This window comes from Pseudaeromonas pectinilytica, from assembly GCF_054780855.1.
On the sequence record NZ_BAAGVN010000328.1, the window covers coordinates 1 to 23,883 of the forward strand.

The 23,883-nt window shown below is 56.4% G+C and carries 23 protein-coding genes; 13 read left to right on the plus strand and 10 right to left on the minus strand.

Annotated elements, in window-relative coordinates:
* The first annotated feature begins 66 nt into the window (after positions 1 to 66).
* The 6 genes from ACYVG7_RS14375 (at position 67) to ACYVG7_RS14400 (ending at position 4,917) form a co-directional block, all read left to right on the plus strand.
* On the plus strand, positions 67 to 780 hold the full coding sequence (locus ACYVG7_RS14375) for a hypothetical protein (RefSeq protein WP_460883780.1): 714 nt from the start codon (positions 67 to 69) through the stop codon (positions 778 to 780).
* The gene (locus tag ACYVG7_RS14380; RefSeq protein WP_460883781.1) at positions 777 to 2,006 is read left to right on the plus strand and encodes an SEL1-like repeat protein; all 1,230 of its coding nucleotides are present in this window, start codon (positions 777 to 779) and stop codon (positions 2,004 to 2,006) included. The genes ACYVG7_RS14375 and ACYVG7_RS14380 overlap by 4 nt, the downstream gene beginning before the upstream one ends.
* Before the next feature lies 1 nt (position 2,007).
* The gene (locus tag ACYVG7_RS14385; protein WP_460883782.1) at positions 2,008 to 2,502 is read left to right on the plus strand and encodes a hypothetical protein; all 495 of its coding nucleotides are present in this window, start codon (positions 2,008 to 2,010) and stop codon (positions 2,500 to 2,502) included.
* Positions 2,503 to 2,536: 34 nt separating this feature from the next.
* Positions 2,537 to 2,938, plus strand: coding sequence for a hypothetical protein (locus tag ACYVG7_RS14390; protein ID WP_460883783.1), 402 nt, complete (start codon positions 2,537 to 2,539; stop codon positions 2,936 to 2,938).
* 19 nt (positions 2,939 to 2,957) lie between these two features.
* Complete coding sequence (locus tag ACYVG7_RS14395) at positions 2,958 to 4,349, plus strand: hypothetical protein (RefSeq protein ID WP_460883784.1); 1,392 nt, start codon at positions 2,958 to 2,960, stop codon at positions 4,347 to 4,349.
* 175 nt (positions 4,350 to 4,524) lie between these two features.
* The gene (locus tag ACYVG7_RS14400; protein ID WP_460883785.1) at positions 4,525 to 4,917 is read left to right on the plus strand and encodes a hypothetical protein; all 393 of its coding nucleotides are present in this window, start codon (positions 4,525 to 4,527) and stop codon (positions 4,915 to 4,917) included.
* A 221-nt stretch (positions 4,918 to 5,138) separates the two neighbouring features.
* Here the strand turns inward: ACYVG7_RS14400 and ACYVG7_RS14405 are convergent, their stop codons facing one another.
* The 4 genes from ACYVG7_RS14405 to ACYVG7_RS14420 all read right to left on the minus strand — a co-directional run bounded on the left by ACYVG7_RS14405 (position 5,139) and on the right by ACYVG7_RS14420 (position 11,357).
* Positions 5,139 to 6,152: an Lcl C-terminal domain-containing protein gene (locus ACYVG7_RS14405; protein ID WP_460883786.1), complete on the minus strand. Its 1,014-nt coding sequence runs from the start codon at positions 6,150 to 6,152 to the stop codon at positions 5,139 to 5,141.
* A gap of 20 nt (positions 6,153 to 6,172) precedes the next feature.
* Positions 6,173 to 6,802 (minus strand): hypothetical protein, encoded by a 630-nt coding sequence (locus ACYVG7_RS14410; RefSeq protein WP_460883787.1) that lies wholly within the window; start codon positions 6,800 to 6,802, stop codon positions 6,173 to 6,175.
* Positions 6,803 to 7,712: 910 nt separating this feature from the next.
* Positions 7,713 to 9,344: a methyl-accepting chemotaxis protein gene (locus ACYVG7_RS14415; RefSeq protein WP_460883788.1), complete on the minus strand. Its 1,632-nt coding sequence runs from the start codon at positions 9,342 to 9,344 to the stop codon at positions 7,713 to 7,715.
* A 342-nt stretch (positions 9,345 to 9,686) separates the two neighbouring features.
* Entirely contained in the window at positions 9,687 to 11,357 is a 1,671-nt protein-coding gene (locus ACYVG7_RS14420; RefSeq protein WP_460883789.1) for an amidase, read from the minus strand.
* Between the two features lie 817 nt (positions 11,358 to 12,174).
* On the opposite strand from ACYVG7_RS14420, the gene gmk reads away from it, so the two are divergent.
* From gmk to ACYVG7_RS14455, 7 genes are all read left to right on the plus strand, one after another.
* On the plus strand, positions 12,175 to 12,804 hold the full coding sequence (gmk, locus tag ACYVG7_RS14425) for a guanylate kinase (protein ID WP_460883790.1): 630 nt from the start codon (positions 12,175 to 12,177) through the stop codon (positions 12,802 to 12,804).
* 48 nt (positions 12,805 to 12,852) lie between these two features.
* Positions 12,853 to 13,137, plus strand: coding sequence for a DNA-directed RNA polymerase subunit omega (rpoZ, locus tag ACYVG7_RS14430; protein ID WP_460883791.1), 285 nt, complete (start codon positions 12,853 to 12,855; stop codon positions 13,135 to 13,137).
* 145 nt (positions 13,138 to 13,282) lie between these two features.
* Complete coding sequence (spoT, locus tag ACYVG7_RS14435; protein ID WP_460883792.1) at positions 13,283 to 15,406, plus strand: bifunctional GTP diphosphokinase/guanosine-3',5'-bis pyrophosphate 3'-pyrophosphohydrolase; 2,124 nt, start codon at positions 13,283 to 13,285, stop codon at positions 15,404 to 15,406.
* Between the two features lie 17 nt (positions 15,407 to 15,423).
* Positions 15,424 to 16,164 (plus strand): tRNA (guanosine(18)-2'-O)-methyltransferase TrmH, encoded by a 741-nt coding sequence (gene trmH / locus ACYVG7_RS14440; RefSeq protein ID WP_460883793.1) that lies wholly within the window; start codon positions 15,424 to 15,426, stop codon positions 16,162 to 16,164.
* Positions 16,165 to 16,316: 152 nt separating this feature from the next.
* Positions 16,317 to 17,381 (plus strand): alpha/beta fold hydrolase, encoded by a 1,065-nt coding sequence (locus ACYVG7_RS14445; protein WP_460883794.1) that lies wholly within the window; start codon positions 16,317 to 16,319, stop codon positions 17,379 to 17,381.
* Positions 17,382 to 17,460: 79 nt separating this feature from the next.
* The gene (locus tag ACYVG7_RS14450) at positions 17,461 to 18,252 is read left to right on the plus strand and encodes a Cof-type HAD-IIB family hydrolase (RefSeq protein WP_460883795.1); all 792 of its coding nucleotides are present in this window, start codon (positions 17,461 to 17,463) and stop codon (positions 18,250 to 18,252) included.
* 127 nt (positions 18,253 to 18,379) lie between these two features.
* Entirely contained in the window at positions 18,380 to 19,906 is a 1,527-nt protein-coding gene (locus tag ACYVG7_RS14455; RefSeq protein ID WP_460883796.1) for a hypothetical protein, read from the plus strand.
* 267 nt (positions 19,907 to 20,173) lie between these two features.
* Here ACYVG7_RS14455 and ACYVG7_RS14460 read toward each other — a convergent pair whose 3' ends face one another.
* The 6 genes from ACYVG7_RS14460 to ACYVG7_RS14485 all read right to left on the minus strand — a co-directional run bounded on the left by ACYVG7_RS14460 (position 20,174) and on the right by ACYVG7_RS14485 (position 23,762).
* Positions 20,174 to 20,830, minus strand: a complete 657-nt coding sequence (locus tag ACYVG7_RS14460) for a glutathione S-transferase family protein (RefSeq protein ID WP_460883797.1) — start codon at positions 20,828 to 20,830, stop codon at positions 20,174 to 20,176.
* Between the two features lie 175 nt (positions 20,831 to 21,005).
* The gene (locus ACYVG7_RS14465) at positions 21,006 to 21,512 is read right to left on the minus strand and encodes a YbaY family lipoprotein (protein WP_460883798.1); all 507 of its coding nucleotides are present in this window, start codon (positions 21,510 to 21,512) and stop codon (positions 21,006 to 21,008) included.
* Between the two features lie 116 nt (positions 21,513 to 21,628).
* Positions 21,629 to 22,294 carry an HAD family hydrolase gene (locus ACYVG7_RS14470; protein ID WP_460883799.1) on the minus strand — a complete coding sequence of 222 codons (666 nt, stop codon included), beginning with the start codon at positions 22,292 to 22,294 and terminating at the stop codon, positions 21,629 to 21,631.
* Positions 22,281 to 22,973: an HAD family hydrolase gene (locus ACYVG7_RS14475; protein ID WP_460883800.1), complete on the minus strand. Its 693-nt coding sequence runs from the start codon at positions 22,971 to 22,973 to the stop codon at positions 22,281 to 22,283. The genes ACYVG7_RS14470 and ACYVG7_RS14475 overlap by 14 nt, the downstream gene beginning before the upstream one ends.
* Positions 22,974 to 22,999: 26 nt before the next feature.
* Positions 23,000 to 23,554: a hypothetical protein gene (locus ACYVG7_RS14480; protein ID WP_460883801.1), complete on the minus strand. Its 555-nt coding sequence runs from the start codon at positions 23,552 to 23,554 to the stop codon at positions 23,000 to 23,002.
* On the minus strand, positions 23,547 to 23,762 hold the full coding sequence (locus ACYVG7_RS14485) for a hypothetical protein (RefSeq protein ID WP_460883802.1): 216 nt from the start codon (positions 23,760 to 23,762) through the stop codon (positions 23,547 to 23,549). The genes ACYVG7_RS14480 and ACYVG7_RS14485 overlap by 8 nt, the downstream gene beginning before the upstream one ends.
* Positions 23,763 to 23,883: the final 121 nt, after the last annotated feature.

Here is a 23,883-nt window from a genome sequence, read left to right on the forward strand (position 1 = left end):
CCATCTGGCGCTCCCGGTGGTGAACCTAAGAGATCAGATCACCAAACTGCGGGATAGTTCCCTGATTTGAGCAACAACGCCCAATTCAGCCCCTTTGAGCTGGCACGCACCCTGGTCTGTCTGTTGTTCGCCGGTAGCGGAATATCTATGCTGTTCGAGGAGCCGGTGCCAGCGATGAGCAGCGTTGTGGGCGGTGGCGGGATGACGCTGCTGGGCTTGCTGCTGTTGCATGGCTACTGCGTCTGGCGCGCCAAACAAACTGAGGCGGTTCACGATGCCAGCGCAGCCCCGGACCAGAATGCTGCACAGATAACAGCCGACCATGCTCCCGCCCCGTCGTTAGACTCCGAAGCCGACGGGTGCGCTCCAGAGCCCAAGGTCAGCCCCTCAGCCAATCCCCGAGGCCACCGAGCCGCCCGGGCCCTGGCATGGAGTGAGCGCTTCCTTGGGCTGGCATTGGCGCTCTGGCTCAGCGCCCTGCTGATTGCCACCGCCATCCAGCGCTGGAGTGGTCACTCACTCGACCTGCTGCAGCACAGTTGCGCGGTGGCTCTGCTGCTGGGGTTGCTGAGCTATGCCCCCATCAAGGCCATCCAACTCTGGCACAGCCCCGCGGCTATCCGCCTGTTGGATGCGGCTCGCGTGCCGCTGGCCGCTCTGTTTGGTCTCGCCGGTCTGCAGCTGATCCAGGAGGAGAGCGCTAGTTTCTGGCCCTTTGTCATCGGCAGCATCCTGGCCCCGCTGCTTGGTTATCTGCTGTACCGCCGGAGTGCGGCGTGATCCCATTCCACCAACGCCGCTCGTTCGGCACTGGGTTAAGGTTCGAGCTGCTGCTCAGGGTTCTGCTCGGGGTTCTGGCGCTCTGCAGCCCAGCCTGGGCCAAGATGCCGCTCACTCCCGAAGCCTATCAGGCAGCGGTGGAGTACTTTCAGCAGCACGCCCAGCCCTATGATCGCCAGCGCTTTGCCGCTCACCACGCCGATCCCAGATGGCAGGCCCAGCGTTCTCTGTTGCTGGGCACCACACTGCTCAACGGCGACACCCAACTGGACAGCGCGCGCCTGCTGTTACAGAACGCCCTCGACACCAAACCCCCACTCACAGCGGTCTCGCAGCGCGATGCCTCTATCCGCCTCGGGCTACTGGCCGAGAAACAACAGCAGTGGGATCAAGCCGAACGGCACTACCGAAACGCCATGGCGCAAGGCTCCGATATCGCCTGCAACTACCTGGGCGTCTTGCGGGAGCATCAGCAGGATTACGCGGGCGCCAGAGCCATCTATGAGGCGTGTTTACCCGATCGGGCGACGCCACTGCTGCTGCTCAATCTGGGCACCCTCTATTACAACGGTCTGGGCGTGGCGCAGGACCGAACGCAAGGGGCTGCCTATTGGCAGCGCTCGTTCGCCGCCTTCCCCTACGATCCGGATACCAACTACAACCTCGGGATCTACCAGCAGCAAATCCGACACGACGAGCCTCAAGCCCGTTACCACCTGGCCTTCGCCGCCCAGTTGGGTGATCGGGAAGCCGAGCGCAAGCTGCAGAGCGAGCCGCTGCTGGATAAAGATGCCAGTGGGCAGTTTGCCGCCGAGCTGCAGCATCTGGATCGGGGCCAGTTCAATCTGTTGCTGGATAACCGAATTTTCAATCTGAGTCGTCAGACCCGAATCCATGGCGAGACCGATGCAGCCGGCGTCACCCTCGACCACTGCCCGGATGCCGCCGGATTATGTGTCAGCGGCACCCTGACGGCGGACGATATGGCGAAGTACCTGCGTCTGGCCTTAGCCATTTATTATGTGGATGACGTCTTACCCCTGCAGAAAGTCGATCTGGCGGAGTTATTGCCCCATGAAACAACTGCCGTCTCCTTGCCAAGCTCGCTATTAAAAATAAGCCGCGCCAAGAACAACTTATATAGTTTCCGCATCACCCCAACTCAGCCGAATAATTCGCCCAACCCTCGGATACCCTCCCCGCCAGCCACCCCAGGAGAGCCATAATATGCAATTAACGCCATTGGATATCCGAATCATGGTGATGCGCGGCGTGCTGTTGCTGCTCCTGTTCAATATCCTATTGCCGTATGGCAAGGAGTTATTGGGGCTGAATTCCCCCAGCCGTTATAGCGGCACCCTGGTCGATTACTCGATTTACTGCGATCTCCCTGAAGGCCGGGGCTCCCCTACCAACCATTTTCAACTGCAACAGGGCACAGGCATCCTCGAATTTCGCTCCGATTGCCACCAGCAACTGGAACAGGCCAACCATGGCGATCACATCACACTAATCGGCGAACCCCGCGCCGGGTTATTCGCAGTTCACCGCTTCGATATCTATGCCATCGAAATAAATGGCATCAGCAAGATGAGCTATGAGGAGGGGGCGCGCCAGATCCATGACAAGAATATCGAAGATGCCAAGATAGCCTTTATTATTCTGCTGTTACCGGTTTTTATATTTTTACGGCATGTGAAAAATCGAGAACAAAGAAAATAAATGCAATCGTGTTTATGAAGGAGAATGTTTCAATATGCACAAAACAACAAAACTGTTCATCGGTGTTTTTCTATTTACTTATGGTTCATTATCCGCATCGATGGATTTTGACAAGGTAGTTGAAAAGAGCAGATCGGAATCAACTGGAAAAATAATTATTTCCGGTGATGAGAAGAAGGCTGCCTCGCTTGCTCAAAGCAGTATAGATCAGTTTAGAAACCATGATGATGAAAAATACACAGTACAGAAACGCCCTGCTGAGGTACTTGAAACAAGGATAACTCCACTTGGCTCACATGAATACATGATTGACTGCGGATTCACATACTCAAAGATAATAAATGTCATCGGCAGTTCTGAGACAGGCGTTTACTTCAGTGGGGGTGGAAGCTATTCGAGTTTAGCGGAAGCCATCAACCACAATTGTTCAAAATAATATAACCATAGGAGGCACAATGCTATACCAGACTAACGTTGCTATTCACAAAAAAATAATAAGCACAGCTATCATTTGCGCATGCACTTATCTATCCGGTTGTTCATCCAGCCCAGATATAACCATTGACAACAAAGTGGAAACCGATAAATCCATTGAGTATTTATCCTACATCAGGAGTCCAGAAGGATATTTTGGATTTGACGTTAAAGATAATCAAATAAGGAACATAACCGTTATTAACGTCGCGCAAGATAAATTAAAAGATGAAGCAGATAAGATGCACGATGAAAATGCATCTCAAAAAACATTATTTCGTGATTGCATCATCGTCAGGCGGAATAAATATGCACCATGCAGTGAGTCGTTAGATAGTTCTACATTCTCCGTATTCCAAGAGAGAGAATATGATGGCAACATTATCTCTAGTACTCTTGCTGTAGGTTTGTCACCGATACCTATTGCTTTGGATTCTTTGTCAGTTTTAGGCGGTGATACATCATTTGAAAACACAGAAAAATTTGCAAAATCAGAAACAACATTAGTCATTAATCAATCACTGGTCGATGATATCGGTAAAACTGTTGTTGCGGAGCAACTCCAAAAAATACAAACCGAAGCAACCGAAGTAGAAAAAACAAGCAACACATTCAGAGTAAAAATATTTACAGATAGATATCCAGGATATCCGGATAACAAAAAATTTGTCAAAAACTTATTGGATAAGAAGTTTGCTGAGCATGACATTGACGGCGTAATGTCAATCTTGAATGAACTCCCTCAATATGCATCAAGAGATGATGTGATTTCCTGGCTCAGGACTCTGAATAGTTTCCAAGGGTATAAATTGGCTTTTGACCTTACAGAATCGATGGAAGATGCCAAGGCAGCCAACCAACTGGCAACAACACATGCAGAACGAGTTGAATTGGAACATATGGCACTCGTTTTGATGAAAGAAAATAAGACCAAAGCATTCAGTTTAGCATCAGATAATTTGGATCAATCATCAACATCACATTCTGAAGGTTCTGGGTTCTTTCTGCAGGGTAAAGAAATCGCATCAAATACATTCTCAATAAAAATTCGAGCCATTAACAATAAGGAAACCATAGCTTTAACCGATGGCGATTATAATGTGAAAGTTAAAGTAAAATTGATGGTCCCGGTTCACTTTCGCCGAGCCAGTCGCTGGGTAGGCAATGTGGATGAATATCAAACTGATGACTATGTTCAAGAAGTTAACATACCGTATAGACACAATACGGATAATAGTAAACTACATGACGTGATATTTAATAACGTCCGCACAGCATACAAAGACCGCGGAATCATGGGAGGAACAACCGAAGTGCAAATGGTTGGAGCACCCAAGGTCGAAGCGGAAGTAATTGATGTAACTTACCAATAATGGCATTTCTGGTATAGCCTCATTTCGTGAATGAGGCTATACCTTCATGAAAAAGTCTGATTTTATATTACCAACAGCAGCCGGTAAGGCTTTTGAAAATACTGAATAAATTAACTGAACATCAATGTATTAACAGAAACACCGTTTTCATTTGTAGCCAACAAGAGGCATTACCATGGCAAGCATAATAAATACAATAAAAAACCATCCGCGCTTATTCGCACTTTCTATATTATTGCTGGTTGCAGGTTGTGTTCTGATCGGGTTACTGATGAATGACGACGAGATGGACGTGCAGCAATACAGCTTTGCCACAACAGAAGGCGTGCATTATACCATCACCATGAATCAAGACCCAGACAGCAAATCTGAGCGTTTTAATATCCGGCTGTTGACCTTAGATACCAGTTCGGCACCATTAATTTTCATGAAGTCGGTACATCTCTCTTCCGGTGGCCAATATTTCGACTGTGATATGAGCCTTAAAATTCCATCGTGTGCAAATAATGAACAGCCAACCCATGGCGTGGAGTATCTGAAGGCATACCCGGTACATCAAATATACTGAGCGCATTAAGGCATACGTCTTGGCGGATGATGTTTTAAACCGATCTATTTTTGGCGCGTAGCCGCCGAACAATACAAGCTAGCGCTGGCACGGTTAACTCCAATCGCCTTGCGCTATGAGTGAAACATAACGGGGCGGCGTCACATTATGCCAACGCCGCCCGCCATCCAACCACCGCACTCGATGGCACCACCCCACCAAAGCCGCTGGCGCGGCCCAAGTCACTGTCCGCTACGCACCAACCGAAGCTGGTAGCTGCCGTCCTCATAGTTCCAAATGGGGTAGCCATTGACGAAGTAGACGACCCAGGCTCTATCGGTACTACCCGCCACGGCCGACGAACTCCAAAACCAAGCGTCTTGAGTATTTGGAAAGGCTTGGGTATCAAGCGTCGGCCGAGTGTAGTTCCCCAGACAGCCATGTTTGAGTGCAGCATGGCCATCCTTCAGGTCAGTAGTGTACTCACCGATTTTCCCCGAGCTACACACCACCAGCGTGAACAGTTCGCGAACCGTCGGCAGACGCCAATCCTGGTGGCCGGCAAAGTCGACGCCTTGCCCGGCTAAGTTGGCCTCTGACCAGGTGTAGCGTTTAGCCTCGCCGCCACAACTGCGGCCATCCCATCGCTGGCCCATGCTGCAGCGCATCCAGGTCAACCCGGTTTTTCGATCCGTGATGGTACCATCGAGGTTGTCATACCAACGGCCGGAAATTAGGCGAATTTTTTCGCGTTTGGCTTTGACTTCTGCACTGCGGTAATCCGCCGGATACAACTTGAGGTAGGCGGTCATCCCCTCCAGATCGATGGCCTTGTTATAGCTCGCCGCCTCCAGCTGCCGAGCCGTTGCGGTCACCTGGGTGGCATATTGGCCGCTGGGAAAACGCTTGAGATACTCGGCGGCACCGGCCACCGTCGTGGCCAGCTCATAATAGTGGCGCTCCGGGTATTGCAACTTGGGTTGAAAAATCACCCGCTTGTTGACGTTTTCGGCCAGTTGCAAGGTTTGCCGCTCCTGGATAAAGCCACTATCGGAAAAGAGTTTATGGATCTCGACCTCGGTTTGTCCGGCCAGGGTCATGATATCCAGCGGGCATTCACCAACGGCTTGCCCATTGAGCTGAATGGCGACGCCTTGATCGTTGTAGGAGCCACAGTCGATGCGCAGGGCAACATTCGGCTCTGGCTGACAGGCGGTGAGCGCCAACATGGCGAGGGGAAACAATAGTCGCTTCATCTTGTGTTCATCCTTGATCGTTATAATGCGGCACAGACCGCTTGGTAAAAGGCTGTTTGCGATGAGTAGGAGCCCGTAGCATCGCCTCTATATCCAATCCACCCCACCCCGGACTGATACCAGGTCATCACCCTCTTCCGAGTTTGGGTTTGCCCATTACCATTCACACAAATGACATTACAAAAATAACGTGGATAATCAACCCCATCCACCTCAGTGCAATTCTCGGTACTCTGCAACATCCACTGGCGGCCGTTCTGGGCATAAGCCTGTTGCTGGCGTTGTTGCGCCTCCTGGGCACTGGCCTTGGCCTGATCCGCTTGCTGTTGAGCCTGGGCGACCTGGCGGTTGGCCTCTTCCGCCTGTTGTCTGGCCTGTGCGGCCGCTTGTTGCGCCTGTTGCGCGGCGGCTTTGGCCGTGGTTGCCGCAAGCCGTTCTGCAGTCGCCTGTTGCTGGGCCTGCAGGGCGGCCTGATGTTCACGCTCGGCCCGCTCTTGCGCCTCAAGGGCATCAAAATAGGCCGTAGCCTGCTGCAAGCGGTTCACTTTGGGTTTGTGGAGATAGTGAATGGCGAAGTAGCCCGCAATACCCAGCAGCAAGGCAATAACCCAGTTTTGCGGAACCTGCCATGCACGTTTTTTCTCGGTCATGGGCTCTATCCTGTTGGTTGATGACGGAGGCACAGTAAGGCACTGACGCCCTCGGGCCCGCAGCATGGCTGCTGGCAATGGAAATACTCGGAAAAACAATACTACTAGCTATTTATCGTTGGTTTTTTGATCTACCCCCAGCCGCCACGCTGCTAACCGGAACTAAAAACATCATGGGCTTGGGGCCCCGAGAGCAAAGCGTGCCCCAACTCGATGAGTGCAGGGTTTGTGACGTTTTTTTATCTGGTTGCTGGCCTTGAGCCTTGAGCCTTGAGCCTTGAGCCTTGAGCTCATGTTTCAGACTAAATTCATGGAACGAACTGGCTGAGTCACAAAAGACGCGGAAAAACTCAGCCACCTGTTTCGAGGCCAAGCCGCCACTGGCCAGCTGGTCTGCTTCCAGCACTGAATGCCGATTGCCATAAGGCAAGCCAGCTCCGCCCCATCGCGGATATGGTCAGCGGGGCAGATAAAGTCAGCTATTTTTGTCGATGGCGGGTGCGGGTTTCAATTTCATATCGCTGGTTCTCGGAGGCCGCTCATTCATCTGGCGTGATAGTCATAACCGGTGGCGTGATAGTGCAAATGGCGGTGCCATGTTGTGACGACTCATTTCTCGAATCAGATCCTGTGCCCAACAAGCCAGCGGCAGGGCAAATATCTGTTTCGCATAGCAGATCAACCAGCACTGCAATGCTTCGAGCAGGAAATCGATGACAATACTGCACAGAACGCAGACGATCAGCCAATTCGAATTTGCTTAACAAAATGCGATCCAGCCCTGCCCTATAGAGGGCCAAGTATTAGAGGTAACATGCAGCAGTAACACTTGCTTGGATGCGCTAGGGGAAACCCTTTGCATCTGTTTAGGAAAAACCGGGCCCCGCTATCCGCGGGGCCCGGTTTTGATTTAGGCCATCAGCTTTTGCATGGCGCGGTTAAGGTCGACCGCGGTTTGATGCAACTGGTCGCTGGCACCCTGGGTGCGGTGGGCGTTCTCTTCGTTCTCGGTGGCGATGGTTTTGATATCCACCAGGTTGCGGGCGATATCTTCCACCACCAGGGTCTGCTCCTCAGCGGCAGTGGCGATCTGCTGGTTCATGCCGTGGATCTGGCTGATGGAGCTCGTGATGCTCTGCAACTTGCGACCAGCCACCGTCACCTGTTCGATACTCTGTTTACTGAGTTGCTGACTGCTGCCAATGGCCTGCACCGCATCCTGGGTGCCGCGCTGTACCTTGGCGATGATCTGGTTGATCTCCGCCGTAGAGTCCGCCGTGCGTTTAGCCAGGGTGCGAACCTCGTCCGCGACCACAGCAAAACCACGCCCCTGCTCACCGGCCCGCGCCGCTTCAATCGCCGCATTCAAGGCCAGCAGGTTGGTCTGCTCGGCAATGGAACGGATTACCTCCAGCACGGTACTGATGCGGCGGCTATCTTCATCCAGTTGTTTGATAACGCCGGCCGTGTTGTCAATTTCTTTACCCATCTGGGCAATGCCGCCTATGGTGTCCTGCATTACTTGCTCGCCTTCGTGAGCCGTATGGTCCGCTTGATCCGCCGCCTGGGCGGCCGAGGCGGCATTCTCCGCGACATTCTGCGCCGTCGCCGACATCTCGTGCATCGCGGTGGCTACCATATCGGTGCGGGAAAACTGCTCGCGGGTGCCCTTGGTCATCAACCCGGAGATCTCCTTGAGCTCATGGCTGGCACTATCCAACTGCTCGCCACTCAACTTGAGCTGGGAAAAAGTTGATCCCAAGAAATCGCGCAGCGTATTGGCAGCCTTGGCCAGAGCACCCAGTTCATCCTGCCGTTGCAGCGCAAAGGGTCGATCGAATTTGCCATGGCTGAGTTGGATAATAAAATCGGTGAGCGCCTTGATGGGCACCAGCAATTGGCGATTCACCAGCCACAGGCTGAGCAGCCCCACCAGCAATGACGCCCCAATCAGGAATACCACGCCGAGAATACCCTCGCTGTGGGTTTCCTCACTAATGGTTTGGGCCTGGTTATTTCCCTCTTCATGCAGATGTGTGACCAGCGCTGCCATCTGCTCGCTGGTTGCCCGATCGATACCCTTCACCGCCTGGTCACCCACGGTCGGGTCGCCCTGAGCGGCAACAAACTTCTCTTTGCCCTGACGATAGGCCTGCCCGAGTTTCTGGTGCTCATCACTCAAGGCTCGCACCTGGGCAACCAACTCCTGATCCTGCCACTGGCCGGCCAACTGGCTCAGTTGTGCCAGCGTCTGGTTGACCGCGCGTTCCTGCTCCTCAAACTGGGTCCAGTACTTGGTCAGCGCCTCCGGATCTTTGCCGCGCAGCAGGACATTTTTCCACTCCTGAACCTGACTCTTGAACTCCAGATTGGCGCGATCGACCAGGGCTGACTCTTGCAACGTACTGTTGACCAGGGATTGATAATCTTCGACCCCTTGCGCCAGCAGGCGGAAACAAAACAGCGAGATGATGACGAGGAGAAGAATACTTCCGCCCAACAACGCCAGTAACTGTGCTCTCAACGAACCTTGTATGGACATACTTTCTCCTTCATGACCTGAATCTGTATCTGTATCTGTATAGCGACCCATAAACCCTGACACCGTAATAGTGTCGTCACTTGAGTAGCATACACCGCCATCGCCACTTCCAACGCATCTAGAGTTTAGTCGCCCTGGCTCGCATATACCCTCTTCCCGGTTAAAGATGGGTTGAGAGTGGACCAACAGACATTGATTGCCGAAGAGAAGCCTCGATTTCACCGCGCTACGGCTCGGGCCTTGCGTCTTGACTCACAGGGAAAGGGCCATGACGCCGAAGCGCAGCCATAAAAAAACAGGGCTGAGTCAGACTCAGCCCTGTCGTTTGGTGTATCCCAGAACTTAGTGGGTCAGCGCCGGTGTGGTGAGCGGTGCCTGACGGGGATGCACGGCCTGTTGATAACCATAGGCCAGCTTGATCAGCGTCGGTTCGGCAAACTCGCGGGCCATCAGCTCCATCCCCACGGGCAATGCTGGCGTGGTGCTGGCCATTCCGGCGGGCAAGGTCAGCGCCGGGAAGCCGGAGAAGGGGCTCAGACGGTTGTTGGTACCAGCGGTCGGAGATTGTCCCAGCTCGGGAGCCAGACCCAGGATGCTTGGGTAGAGGATGGCATCGTAGGGTGCACCCAGCGGAATGCCATTGCTATCCAGATTCTCCAGCGTCTGCTGCAGGGCAGCACGGACCACGATCGGGCGTTCAATCAGGTTCAGCTGATAATCGACGTTGGCGCTTTGATCACCGCAATAGCTGCCATAGAAGGTAAAGGTACTCTGGTTGCGGGTCTCGTATTGCAGGCTGGCCGCCAGTGCCTGAAAACTGGTGTAGTGGTTATCCTCGGCATTCGACCAGGAGCTCAGGTACTCGTCCAGGTTGTTGCAGAACTCGTAGCGCGACACACTCTTGTAGCGGCTCATGATGAGTGCGAGGTTCGGGATTTCCACATCCTCGACGATGGCACCGGCAGCTTTCATCTTGGCCAGCGCCGCATCGATCACTGCCTGCACCTGCTGGTTCTCTTCCGTGCTGGCATCACCAAACATGGCGCGCACCACACCAATCCGCGCGCCCTTCAGACCATCGGCCTGCAAGGCGGCGGTATAAGTAGCTGGAACCGACGTGGTTTGCTGATAGGCATAGGCGGAGTTCACCAGACTGGCATTATGTTCATAACTGCTGCGCTGGCCGCTGTCATCGTCCGGGTCATAACCGACCATGGCATCCAGCACCCGAGCACAATCCTCCACAGTCCGGCACATGGGGCCTGCGGTATCCTGGGTGTGGGCCAGTGGAACTATACCGTCCTGACTGATGAGACGCAGACTGGGACGGATGCCGACCAGACCTTCCAGGGAGGAAGGCACGCGGATCGAGCCACCGGTATCGGTGCCCAACCCAACCATGGCAAAGCTGGCTGCAATGGCCGCGCCAGTCCCGGCAGAAGAGCCACCCGGTCCCTTGGTCGGGTCATAGGCATTCTTAACCTGGCCGCCGACCGAGCTACTGCCCTGATAGCCAAAGGCAAATTCATCCAGATTCGCCTTGCCCAGGATCACGGCGCCCTGAGAGCGCAGGCGAGCCACCGTAAAGGCATCATCATCCGGCTGGCTGAATTGCAGAGCCAGGCCACCGGCGGTCGTCGGCATATCGGCGGTATCAAAATTGTCCTTGAGCAGCACAGTCACGCAGTGCAGCGGCGCCATGGCGCCACTGGCGGCGTAGTTGGCATCCAGAGTGCGCGCATAATCGAGCGCCTTGGCGTTTACCGCAATCACGCTATGCAATGCCGGACCCGTCGCGTCATAGGCGTTGATCCGATCGATATAGCTCTGCACCACTTGCTCGCAGGTGGTAGTCCCCGCTGCCAGCGCGGCATGCAGCTGGCTGATAGTGCCTTCTACCGGTTCGAAGGTCGGCTTGGCCGTTTCCGTGGTGTCACTGGATGAGTCGTTACAGGCGCTGAGTAATGACGCCATCAGCAATGTGGTCGCAACCGTTTTAATCCGATAAAGCATGCTGTTTCTCCAAAAATCAGGCAAAGGCCGTCCGTGGCTGGCGATCAAGGCCAACCCTGAGGGGCAACACTGAGGTAAAAACTACGGATTCAAGTACCGTCCGTTGGCCTGCTGGCGCGGGCTTACTCGGTTCAGGGGCAAGCAGGTCATTCGCAGGTACAGAACCACGACAGCAAGAGGCAGGCCAAGATGGCGTGGAATCTAGAATAAACACTCTGAGCGCTGATCATTCGTACAAACAGCCCGGCAATCGCGCCCAGCAGAGAACATGACGCAGATCTCATTCCGCTGTTCACCATATCAGACGCCTGACCCTGAGTTACATGGTCCCCAAGACGGATCGGCCGCGCCAATAACTGGCCCAGATAAAGCGCCTCCATGGTGTAGGGAATTAGCCGGAGAGCCGTGACCGCTCGCCGGATACCGAACCGATCGACAAGCCAACCGCGGCTCACATCCTCACACGAGGCACTACATCCAGGCGCAATCGTCGACCCGTTTAGCTTTCGTTTAGGTTGCCAACTTCTATTTTTATAATTTAATTTCAATGAGTTAACACAATAAGATCGGCGAACTCGCTTTTCTCGAACTCAAGCACTGGAATAACCATCGGCGGACATACGTCCGAGCCGGTACAACTGTCGCTGCGTGGAGGGCACTTCCGCAGCAAGCTACAGTTTTTCCGTCGGGCCTTGAGCCCGACTTTTTTTTATTCATCCACCTCTGTTATCCTTAGCCGCCTTATCCCTGACTCCACGACCGTGATGCCAGCCCGCGCCCTGCCGTAGGCGGCGTCCGTTATGACATAGGTTCTGATATGGCGCATCTTGGCACCCTCTATATCGTCTCCTCGCCCAGCGGCGCAGGAAAATCCAGCCTGCTCTCGGCCTTGCTGGCCCAGCACAACGACGACCAGCGGATGCAGATCTCCGTGTCCCATACCACCCGCGCCATGCGTCCAGGTGAAGCCGATGGTGTGCACTATCACTTTGTCGAGGTCGCGGAATTCCAGCGCCAGATCGACCGCGGGGCCTTCTTCGAATGGGCTCAGGTGTTTGGCAACTTTTATGGCACCTCCCGCGAAACCATAGAGCGCTGCCTGGAGCAGGGGATCGACGTGTTCCTCGATATCGATTGGCAGGGTGCCCGTCAGGTGCGAGATCAACTGCCCGAGGCTCGATCCATCTTCATACTGCCGCCCAGCTTGCCGATCCTCGAACAGCGATTGCGCGGCCGGGGTCAGGACAGTGACGACGTGATCCGCGGCCGGATGGCGGAAGCGGTGGCCGAAATGAGTCACTATGCCGAATATGATTATCTGATCGTCAATGATGACTTCGCGACCTCGCTGCAACAGCTGGCCAGTATCATCCAGGCCGAACGGGCGCGTCTGCCCGCCCAGCGCTTGCGGCACGCCGAGTTGCTGGATCGCCTACTGGCGGGATAAGCTAAAAACAAGTACAATTTCGCGTCATTTTTTATATCTGGAGTTCCCATGGCACGCGTTACCGTTGAAGATGCAGTAAAACAGGTTGGCAACCGCTTTGATCTGGTATTGATCGCCGCTCGCCGTGCGCGTCAGATTGCCGTTCAAGGCCGTGACCCCCTGGTCGATGAAGAAAATGACAAGCCGACTGTGATCGCGCTGCGCGAGATCGAAGAGGGGCTGATCTCTACCGCCTTTATGGATGCCCAGGATCGTCAGGATCTGCAAGAGCAGGAAGCCGCCGAGATGGCCGCTGTCTCCGCCATGACCGAAGGCCGTGGTCTAAGCCTCTGATCCCTCCCGAGAACGGCACCTTTAGGTGCCGTCTCCCCTTCGCCCCGATTTACAATCACTACATTTGGCAGCAAACTCAGGATCACATCCCGATCGGGAGCATCTGCTGTATCTCGCAGTCGTTGAAGTGAGCCGGAGTTAGGCCTTGTATCTGTTTCAAAGTCTTAAAGATCTGATTAGTACCTATCTGCCTGCGGAGCAGGTCGCACTGGTACAACACGCCTATCTGACGGCTCGAGATGCCCACGAGGGGCAATCCCGTTCCAGTGGCGAACCCTACATCACCCATCCGGTGGCGGTCGCCCGCATCCTGGCGGATATGCACCTCGATCATGAAACCCTGATGGCCGCCCTGCTGCATGATGTCATTGAAGACACGCCGGTCACCAAGGATCAGCTGGCGGAGATGTATGGCTCCGCCGTTGCCGAGTTAGTTTCCGGCGTCTCCAAGCTCGACAAGCTGAAATTCCGCGATCACAAGGAAGCCCAGGCCGAGAACTTCCGCAAGATGGTGATGGCCATGGTGCAGGATATCCGCGTCATCCTGATCAAGCTGGCCGACCGCACCCACAACATGCGCACTCTGGGCTCACTGCGCCCGGACAAGCGCCGCCGTATCGCCCGGGAAACCCTGGAAATCTTCGCCCCGATCGCCAACCGTCTGGGTATTCATAGCATCAAGACCGAGCTGGAGGAGCTGGGCTTCGAAGCCCTCTACCCCATGCGCTCCCGAGTGCTGCGCGAGTCGGTCAAACGCGCCCGTGGCAATCGCAAGGAGATCATCGACTCCATCAAGGCGGAAATCGGCGGCCGACTGGAAGAGGTGCAGATCGGCGCCGAGATCAAGGGCCGGGAAAAGCATCTCTACTCCATCTATACCAAGATGGTGAAAAAAGAGGTGCAGTTCCACGAGGTGATGGATATCTATGCCTTCCGGGTCATAGTCCGGGACATCGACACCTGCTACCGGGTGCTAGGGCAGATGCACAGCCTGTACAAGCCCCGTCCCGGCCGCTTCAAGGATTACATCGCCATTCCCAAAACCAACGGCTACCAGTCGTTGCACACCTCGCTGGTCGGCCCCCACGGCGTGCCCGTCGAAGTGCAGATCCGCACCGAATATATGGATCAGATGGCCGACAAGGGTGTGGCGGCGCACTGGGCCTACAAACAGGATGGCGACACCACAGGCACCACGGCGCAACGACGCGCCCAGCGCTGGATGAAGAGTCTGCTCGAGCTCCAACAGAGCGCGGGCAGCTCGTTCGAGTTTATCGAAAGCGTCAAGACCGACCTGTTTCCCGACGAGATTTACGTCTTTACCCCCGAGGGGCGCATTCTCGAATTGCCCGCTGGCGCCACGCCGGTGGATTTTGCCTATGCCGTGCATACCGATATCGGTCACGCCTGTGTCGGCGCCCGGGTGGATCGTCAACCCTATCCGCTGAGCCGCCAGCTCAACTCTGGCCAAACTATCGAGATCATCACGGCGCCGAGTGCGCGCCCCAACGCCGCCTGGCTGAACTTCGTGGTCACCTCCCGGGCGCGGACCAAGATCCGCCAGTTCCTGAAAAATCTGCGCAGCGAGGAATCGATTGTGCTCGGCCGCCGTCTGCTCGGCCACGCCTTAGGCGGCAAGCGGCTGGAGGAGATAGCGCCGGACAACATCAAGAAGGTGTTGCTGGATACCAAACACGAAACCCTGGACGGCTTGCTGGCCGACATAGGCCTGGGTAACGCCATGAGCGTGGTGATCGCCCGCCGCCTGCTGGGCAATGTGGAAGAGCTGAATCTGGAACACACACTGCCGCAGCATGTGCGCAAGCTACCGATCAAGGGCGCCGATGGCATGCTGGTCACCTTCGCCAACTGTTGTCGCCCGATCCCGGGAGACCCGATCATCGCCCATATCAGCCCCGGCAAGGGGCTGGTGATCCATCTGGAGAGTTGCCGCAACATTCGCGGTTACAGCAAAGAGCCAGATAAGTACTTGCCGGTACAATGGGATCCGGAAGTCACGGGGGATCATGAGTTCCGTACCGGTATCCAGATCGAGGTCATCAACCATCAGGGCGTGTTGGCCCAGTTGGCCAATACCATAGCCGCGACCGGCGCCAATATTCAGGGCATCAGCACCGAAGAGAAGGATGCCCGGGTCTACCAGGTCAACCTGCTGATCACCACCAAGAGCCGGATCCATCTGGCGGATGTGATGCGCAAGATCCGGGTGATGCCGGATGTGCTGCGAGTCAGCCGTAGCCGCCAGTAGGCCAACACGAGAATCTCATGAATCCTGAACGTTTCGCGCGTATTCGCCGCATGCTGGCCATGCGCCAGCCCGACCTGACCGTCTGTCTGGAAGAGGTGCATAAACCCCATAACCTGGCGGCCATGATCCGCACCTGCGATGCGGTCGGTATCCACGATGTGCATGCGGTCTGGCCCGAGAGCATGCGCATGAACAACCATGCCGCCAAGGGCAGCCATTACTGGGTCAAGGTGAACCGCCACGAGACTATCGCCGAGGCCGTCACCACCCTGCGCGACCAAGGCATGCAGGTGCTGGCCACTCACTTATCAGACCGGGCGGTCGATTTTCGCGCCATCGACTACACGCGCCCGACCGCCATCCTGTTTGGCGCCGAGAAGCGCGGCATCAGCGCGCAAGCACTGGCGTTGGCCGATCAGGACATCATCATCCCCATGGTGGGCATGGCCCAGTCGTTGAACGTCTCGGTGGCCAGTGCCCTCATCCTCTACGAGGCCCAGCGTCAGCGACAAAATGCCGGCCTCTATCAGCAGGAGTGCCGCCTGCCGCGCAGCGAACAGGATCGCCTGCTGTTCGAACGCGGCTTTCCCTTGCTGGCTCGCGTCTGTCGGCAAAAACAGCTGCCCTACCCCGCCATCAGTGACGAGGGCGAGGTCATCGCCGACGAAAGTTGGTGGCAGCGAATGCAACTGAGTAAGCGCGGTTGGCAAGCACTGGAGCAACGGGAGCAGGAGGAATTCGATCAGGAGGAATCCTGAATCGTGACCCCTGTGGCTGGTGAGAACGGTTTCATTTGGCTAAACTGATTTCAGCCAGGAAAAATGCCGCCGACAGGACAAGAATTCTGATCTGGCTCGCAATTTTCTTTTATACTCGACAACCTCTCTCTGTCCCTCTCGAGACATATTGCATGCTAGTTCGCGCCCTGATGGGCTTGCTGTTTCTCTTCTCACTGACCGGTAGTGCCCAGGCCATGGATAACCCGTATCGACTGCTGACTTCAGCCGAATTGCCCGCGTTCTTCACCTCGACGCTACCCGCATTCTGGCAGCAACATGCCCAGCCCGGTGAGTTCAGTGGCGTCGATGGCGTGCCGATCCGTTACGTGGCGCTGCGCAACCCGGCGAGTCACAGAGCCATACTGTTGGTGAATGGTCGTCTCGAGAGCTACATCAAGTATCAGGAACTGGCCTTCAACCTGTTCCAGCAGGGTTACAGCGTCTATCTCTACGACCATCGAGGACAAGGCTTCTCCGGGCGCATGCTCAGCGATCCGCACAAGGGATATGTGCAGCACTTTGCCGACTATGTCACCGACCTCAAGACCTTCCACGATCAGGTGGTGCTGGCCGATCAACCGAACCAGCTCTATCTGCTGTCCCACTCCATGGGCGGCGCCATTGCCGCCCACTACCTGCAGCAATACCCGCAAGATTTCAAGGCCGCCGTACTGGCCTCGCCGATGTTCGGCATCGAGCTGGGCGCCCTGCCAACCTGGTTGGCGCGGTTCATTACCTGGCTGATGGAGTGGACCACCCAGTTGCTGGGTATCGAATCGCCCTATGCGCCGAGTCAGGGTCCTTACGAGGCTCGCCCCTTCGTGGACAACGAGCTGACTCATGACGCCACGCGCTATGGCCAATTCCGTGCCGTCTACCAGAGCTACCCCGAAGTGCAACTTGGTGGCCCCACCACCAGTTGGATCCACCAGGCACTGGATTTTGCCGAGCAGGCCGTCGTGGCCGGCAGCCATATCCAGACGCCACTGCTGATCCTGCAATCCGGTGCCGATACCGTGGTGCGCAACGATCAGCAGGAGCTGTTTTGCCAGCAGATGAGCACTGCGAACCACCCATGTGCCGGTGAGCGGCCGCTGATCATCACCGGTGCCCGGCATGAATTGTTCAACGAGAGTGACGAATACCGAATCCCGGCGCTGAATGCAGCCCTGGATTTCTTCAAACAAAACCCGTAACTTCCGAATGAAGAATGCGTTTTCAGATGGTGGTCAGTTTAGGTAAACTGGTCGCCCATCCCGCTCCCCAGAGGTCCGTATGTTTAAAGTGGTCGTTTCCGATCTCGATGGCACCCTGCTGAATAACCAGCATCAGATTTCCCCTCACACCCGCCGCACCCTGCATCGCCTGACCGAACGAGGCGTTCGCTTCATCGTCGCCACCGGTCGTCATCACATTGATGTGCAGAGCATTCGTGACACCCTGGGGCTGGATATTTTCCTCATCACCGCCAATGGCGCCGTGGTCCACGACAAGCAGGACAACTGCATCTACAACCAGACCATACCGCCACAACTGGCGCAGGAGTTGGTGGAGATCGAACGGCTGCCGGATATCGATCTGCACCTGTATCAGGGCGATGAATGGCTGGTCGAAGCCGAAAGCCCGGAATTGCTGGCCTACCACAAGGAATCGGGTTTTACCTACCGGGTGGTGGATCCCGTCACCCTGGATAAACAGGGGATTAACAAGATTTTCTACACCGGGGAGCATCCGGATCTGATCGAGCTGGAAAACCGCCTGCTGACCTGCTTTGGGGATCGCCTCAGCATCGCGTTTTCAACGCCGACCTGCCTGGAGGCCATGCAAAAAGGCGTCAATAAGGGCAATGCGGTCAAGGCCGTGCTGGAGCTCAACGGTTACCGGCTGCAGGATGCCATCGCTTTTGGGGATGGCATGAACGACTTCGAGATGCTCTCCATGGCCGGTCGGGGCGTGGTGATGGGCAATGCTCACTCGCGGCTCAAGGATGCGCTGCCCAGCCATCCACAAGCGCTGACCAACGATGAAGATGGCGTCGCCGAATACCTGACCCAGCTTTTCTCCTGATTCCGAGCGCTGCGCCATCGTCACCAACGCCATCCATCGGGGTGGCGTTTTCTTAGGCATCAGGCAGACTATCCTGACTGGAGTACCTCCTCCCGAGGTCTGAATCGACTCACAGCAAGGACATGTCATGACTGCGCGTCTCTTTATCCTGTTTTTGATGCTAACTGGTTCCCTGCTCCTCACAGCTTGCAGCCAAAGCGCCCCACCCGCGCCAGCAAACGCGGACCTCACCACGGCACCACCGCTGCCGACCGCCGCCCTTTTTCGCGGCCAGCTGAGTCGTCTGAGTAACGGCGAGGCTGCCTTCACCCCCTGCAGCAGCAAACAACAGTGGCGCTTCAACGCCGACCCGGCCTTTTGGCAACGCTGGCAGCAGATGGGCAATCCGACCGAGCTTTATGCCGAACTCGAAGGCACACTGGCATTGAGCACCCAGCGCGGGGGAGCGATTGAACTGACCCTGCAGCGCGTCGACCACTTGAGCCCCGACACCCAAGGCTGCCAACGAGATACCGACTTTGCCTTCCATGCGGTCGGTCAGCAACCGGCCTGGACCCTGACGCTGCAGGGCAGCTCCGGATTATTCAGCTCACCGGCGGGCAGCAGTAGTTATCGCTTTACCGGCAGCCAAGTGCAGGAGTCCGGGGAGCTGATCCTGCAATTGAGCACGCTAGAGGGTGAAGCGGCCAGCCTCAGCTATGTGCCGACCCTGTGCCAACAACCGGACATCAACCAAATCTGGGGCTACAAGGTCACGCTCGTGCAAGGGGAGAACCGGTTGGAAGGCTGCGGCGAACGGGGGCGCCCACTGGCGGCGGTCTTGCCCGCGCCCGACTGGTATGGACTCGCCAGCAGCATGAAGGCCCAGGTCGGCCTGACGTTGAGCCCCGAGCATCTGGCCGAGCTGAATTACTACCGGGATAGCGGCCCGCAAATTACCTATCAGGGCGCTTGGGAATACACGGAGCAGGGCATCATCTTGTTGTTCAACGCGCGTAATGGCCGTGCCGCCAGCGAAAGCATCCCTTTGCAACGTCAAGGCGAGAGCCTGAGCGCCGACTACCGGTTGCTCAATGGCGGCAAAGCCTACTTCGACGAGCCGCTGGTACTGCAACCCGGGACTCCGGCGCTGCCCCTGCCGCCGCAGGCCCAAACCAGTGCCCATGGCGATCTCCCGACCCCGACTCAAGCGGCATTCACGCCCGTGGTGCTGCAACCCATGTCGCAGCCGGATAGCGCTATCCAGCTCGCGCTGCAGGATTACTTCCGCATCAATCAGAGCAGTGCTACCGGCGTGCAATACCGGGCGCTGACGCAGGATCTGAACGAAGATGGCTATCCGGATGCCATCCTGCAGATGAACTGGTGCGACAAGACGGGCTGTGTCTGGCTGCTTTTTCAAGGCTCACTGGATGGCTATCGCTTCCTGAGTCGGCTGGAGGGGATCCAGAGCCCACTGCTGATCGCCCCCGAGCGCAGCCAGGGCTGGCACGATCTGGTCGTCCAGTCCGGCTTCCAGCAATGGGCGACCCTCGCCTTTGATGGTGTCAGCTACCCCACCACGCTGGCCGCCGCCAAACCGGTCGATCCGCCAGCCAGCAACAGCCATAGCGAATTGCGTTTCGATGGCAGCAACTGGCTGACCCTGCCCTAATCAGCAACCTGATCAGTAAGATAGAATCGAGATGGGAGTAGCCAGAGGCTAGAAAAAGTTCAGAAAAAAACGAAGAGGCCTGGGCCCCAATGCCAGTCAGCTAGCGAAGGAGAGATAGCCTTTTGAGCCAACCGTTGGCGGCAGGGATGCCGCCATCGAGCCCCCAGGGAAGGGTTTACGGCGAGTTGGCGAGAGAGGTTGTCTCTCCTGAACCTCTTAACTGACAAGCATTTGAGCCCAGGCCCCCTCGTCATTTCCGGCGCCGCACTAGTTCGGCAGGCCCACCTCGCTACTCGGCAGGGTTGGCTCCTCCTGGGCGGCAACGGCCCAATCCAGCAACGCAGGATCGGACAAGGCCGTCACCAGATACTCGGCCGCCAGCACCGGCAGCGACACGCCATAGGTGCGAAAACGTGCCGCAACCGGCGCATACATGGCATCGGCAATACTCCAGCGTCCAAACAACCAGGGGCCCTGCCGGAGATGTTCACGACGGCAACTCTCCCAGATGTCCACGATGCGGGCGATATCGGCCTCCAGCGCCGGAGTGGAAGGCACGGTACGTCCCACCGCACGCACATTCATCGGCATCTGCTGACGCAGCGCCTGAAATCCGGCGTGCATCTCGGCACTGATGGCGCGCGCCCGGGCCCGATCCAGCAGCGAGGTGGGCCACAGCCCAGGCTCCAGCTCGGCCAGATATTCGGCGATGGCCAGTGAATCCCAGATCGCAGTTTCACCCACCAGCAGCACAGGAACCCGCCCGGCCGGAGAGAAACGCGCGACCTGTTGTTTGAAGTCCGCCGCCTGCAAGGCCAACTGCTGTTCATTGAATGCCAAGCCGCTGTGGCTGGCGACCAGCCAACCCCGCAGCGACCAGGAGGAGTAATTTTTATTGCCAATCACCAGCGTGAGTGCCGACATCCGTATTCCCTCGAGCAAGATGAATCGATCCCATCCAGAACAGGCCACTGATGACGAGGAGTCCGCGCGTCTGAGCCACACTCAACATCCTCGCTCCCATACCTATCCGCAAAAAAACAGGGCAACGCGATGCGTTGCCCTGGCAGCATGGATCAAGCGCAGCATCTGCGCAATATCAGACCGGATCGACCCGCACCTGTACCCCGGAGCTGGGGGCATTCCGGGTCAGCACCTCATAGCGTTCGGTACTGATAAACAGCAAGGTGTCGCCAAGCAGAATTTTGGCCTGCAGGGCATAGCTATGGGCGGGCTGGATCTGCGCCGCATCGTAGTGCAGGGTAAAGGCGATGGGAACTTGCGTGGTCGGCACTATCTGCGTCCGTGCTAGCACGGTGGCCGGAGCATCCGCCAGCGAGACATCGAGCAAGCGGACCTCGACCACGGCATCCTCTGGCAGGGCGCTGCGCTGACGATACCAGACCGTGCCTTCCAGCGTGGCCTGCTCCGCAGGCGCAACCGCCGCCGAGGCAACCGCTGCTGGCTCTGCCGCAGCTGGGTCAGCGGCGCTATGGCTGGGGCTGGCATCCAGAGGCGGGATCGCCTCGGGTGTTGCCGCGGGCTGACAAGCGGTCAGCAGCCCGATGCTCAAGGCCGCGAGCAAGATCCACAACCGAGTATTCATGAGACCTCCTTATGGGTCAGTCGAATCAGATGATGCAACCCATAGCATAACCCCCAGCCACTGAACCTCGCCTCAACCAGCATGACGTTCGGGACATAGCCCCTGGCGTCAGCGGCTTAACTGCACTCGGGCTGTCGGGCCCACTGCGTCAACAGAGTCACCACCTCATCCAGTGAGCCCACGCTGTACGGCACAAACCCCTGCACCGCCTGGTACTGCACTTGGTCAAAAATGGCGTTGCGCACATGCAGGGCGCGGATCCCCAGCTGCTGCGCCGTCAGCAGTGCCAATGGGCAATCATCCAGATACAGCACCTCATCCGCCGCGACATCCAGTCGACTCAGCAGAGCGGCAAAGTCCAGAGGATTGACCTTGGAGAAGCGCCCATCGGCCAATAGCCGCTCGTTGCCGAGTTCGGCGCGCAGGGCGGCGAACTTGGGATCCTCACCATAGGAGGAAGAGAGCACCCGAAAATCAATCCCCTGCTGCTGGCAATGCCGCAACAGCGCCTGATGGACCAGAGGCCCATGCCCCACGCCCAACAGAGCATGCAACAGCTCGCCACGGTGAGAGCCCAGCCCCATAGACTCCAGCAGGAAATGCAGGGAGTGCTGCAACGGAAACGGCACCAGAGTCCGGAACAGCTGCCGGAACACAGGCTCCGGCAGCGGTCGGTACTGGCGGATCACCCGATAACAGGCATCGCACAGCGCTTCGGTACTGCCGGGGCTGATCACGCCATCGAAATCACACAGCAGCAGACGGATCTCAGAGTGCGGCATGGGCTACCTCGATAAAACTGCTGCGCACATCCCGATCCAGCTGCTGCAACATCGGCAGGCCAATATCCTTGACGCCGTCGACCAGAAAGCGAACGCCGGTCAGCTGCATATCCAGGTATTGCCAGCCCCAGGCATTGCGCGCCGGCACACCGATAAACGGGCAACCCAGCCGTTTCGCCTCTTCGGCCACCGTATTGACATCATCGATGAACAACACCTGCTCGAACTGCAGATGCGCATGGTCGCGCACTATCTCCCGCAGGCCAGGACGGAAGTCGTTGGTGCAGACATAGCGGGAAAAATAGGGCCGACACAGGGCGTAATCGGGATGGATCTGCGGCTCTTGCAAGCCGCCGTAGCAGATCAGCTGGACAGGCAATTCGGCCATGCGCTGCAAGAAATTCAGCGCGCCCGGGATCACGCCGCCCTCATGATGCTGCAGATACTGTTCCCGCAAGCGGAAATAGTCGTCGATGATGTCCCGGGGCGACAGGGTCAAACCCAACTCGCTCTGGACATAGGCGGCGGCACTGAGTTGATTGCGAGAAAATACATTCCGCTCCAACTCGCGCGTATATTCACCGCCATACAGAGTGACCAGTTGATGTAACACCGGGCTGAAGGTGTCTTGCAATAAGACCCCATCAATATCCACTGCAATCAGCTTAATGGTATTCATGTTGTTCCTCATGATTCAGCTCGGCATCAATGCAAGGTCTGGGAGACAATGGTGCCGCCATCCTGCGGGAAATAAGGACCGAAGTAGGGCTCGCGCGCCAATCGCACCACATACAACATGCTGAAGGTATTCGGGGCTATCCAGCGACACAGACCCTTGCGGTACGGTTGCTCATTATTCAAGAAGCCACCAATCAGTCGAACCGTGCCACCAAATAATTCTGCCTTTTGGTGAAACAGTTGTCCGACTTGGGCAAACTCTTCCGGCGTCGTGGTGCTGGGGATGACATCCTTGTCGGTATGCCACAAGATCACTTCCTGATAAGCAGTCATCTGGATCGGGTATTTGTTCTGATAGCTGCGGAATGCCGCGGCGACATCCTGCTCGCTGAAGTTGTAATCCAGCCAGAGCTGATCCAGATCCTTGACCTCTTCCTGATTAAAACTCTCCTTGGCAAACAAGCTCAATAAAATCTTCTTGGCGGGTTTCCCTGACAATTCATCGTACAGTTCACCGGCATAGAGCCCATGGCAAAAGGAGAGGATCAGCACACACCACAGACCACGAATATAATTACGCATATTTCACTCCTTGAGGGTTTAAAGAGCCGGATTCCATCAGCTCGGAAAAATAACGATTGACGCACTGGGCGCTGGTTTCAGTTTCCAGATCCAGATCCCGAATCGAGGCGGAAACATCAAAGTTCTCTTTGCATTGATAATAAAAATGGACCTGGCTGCGCAGCAGTTGCGGTTCAATACCGAACCCCTTGGCCAACCACTCGCTCATCAGCCCCACCGCCAGCAGCACCGGCTTGGCCACACGCAGGGGGCGCTGTTCCCTTTACGTGTTGTTGACTATTTTCACCCCACCCGATAACCAGGATTTTGCACTGTTGGGCTCTTGGTTG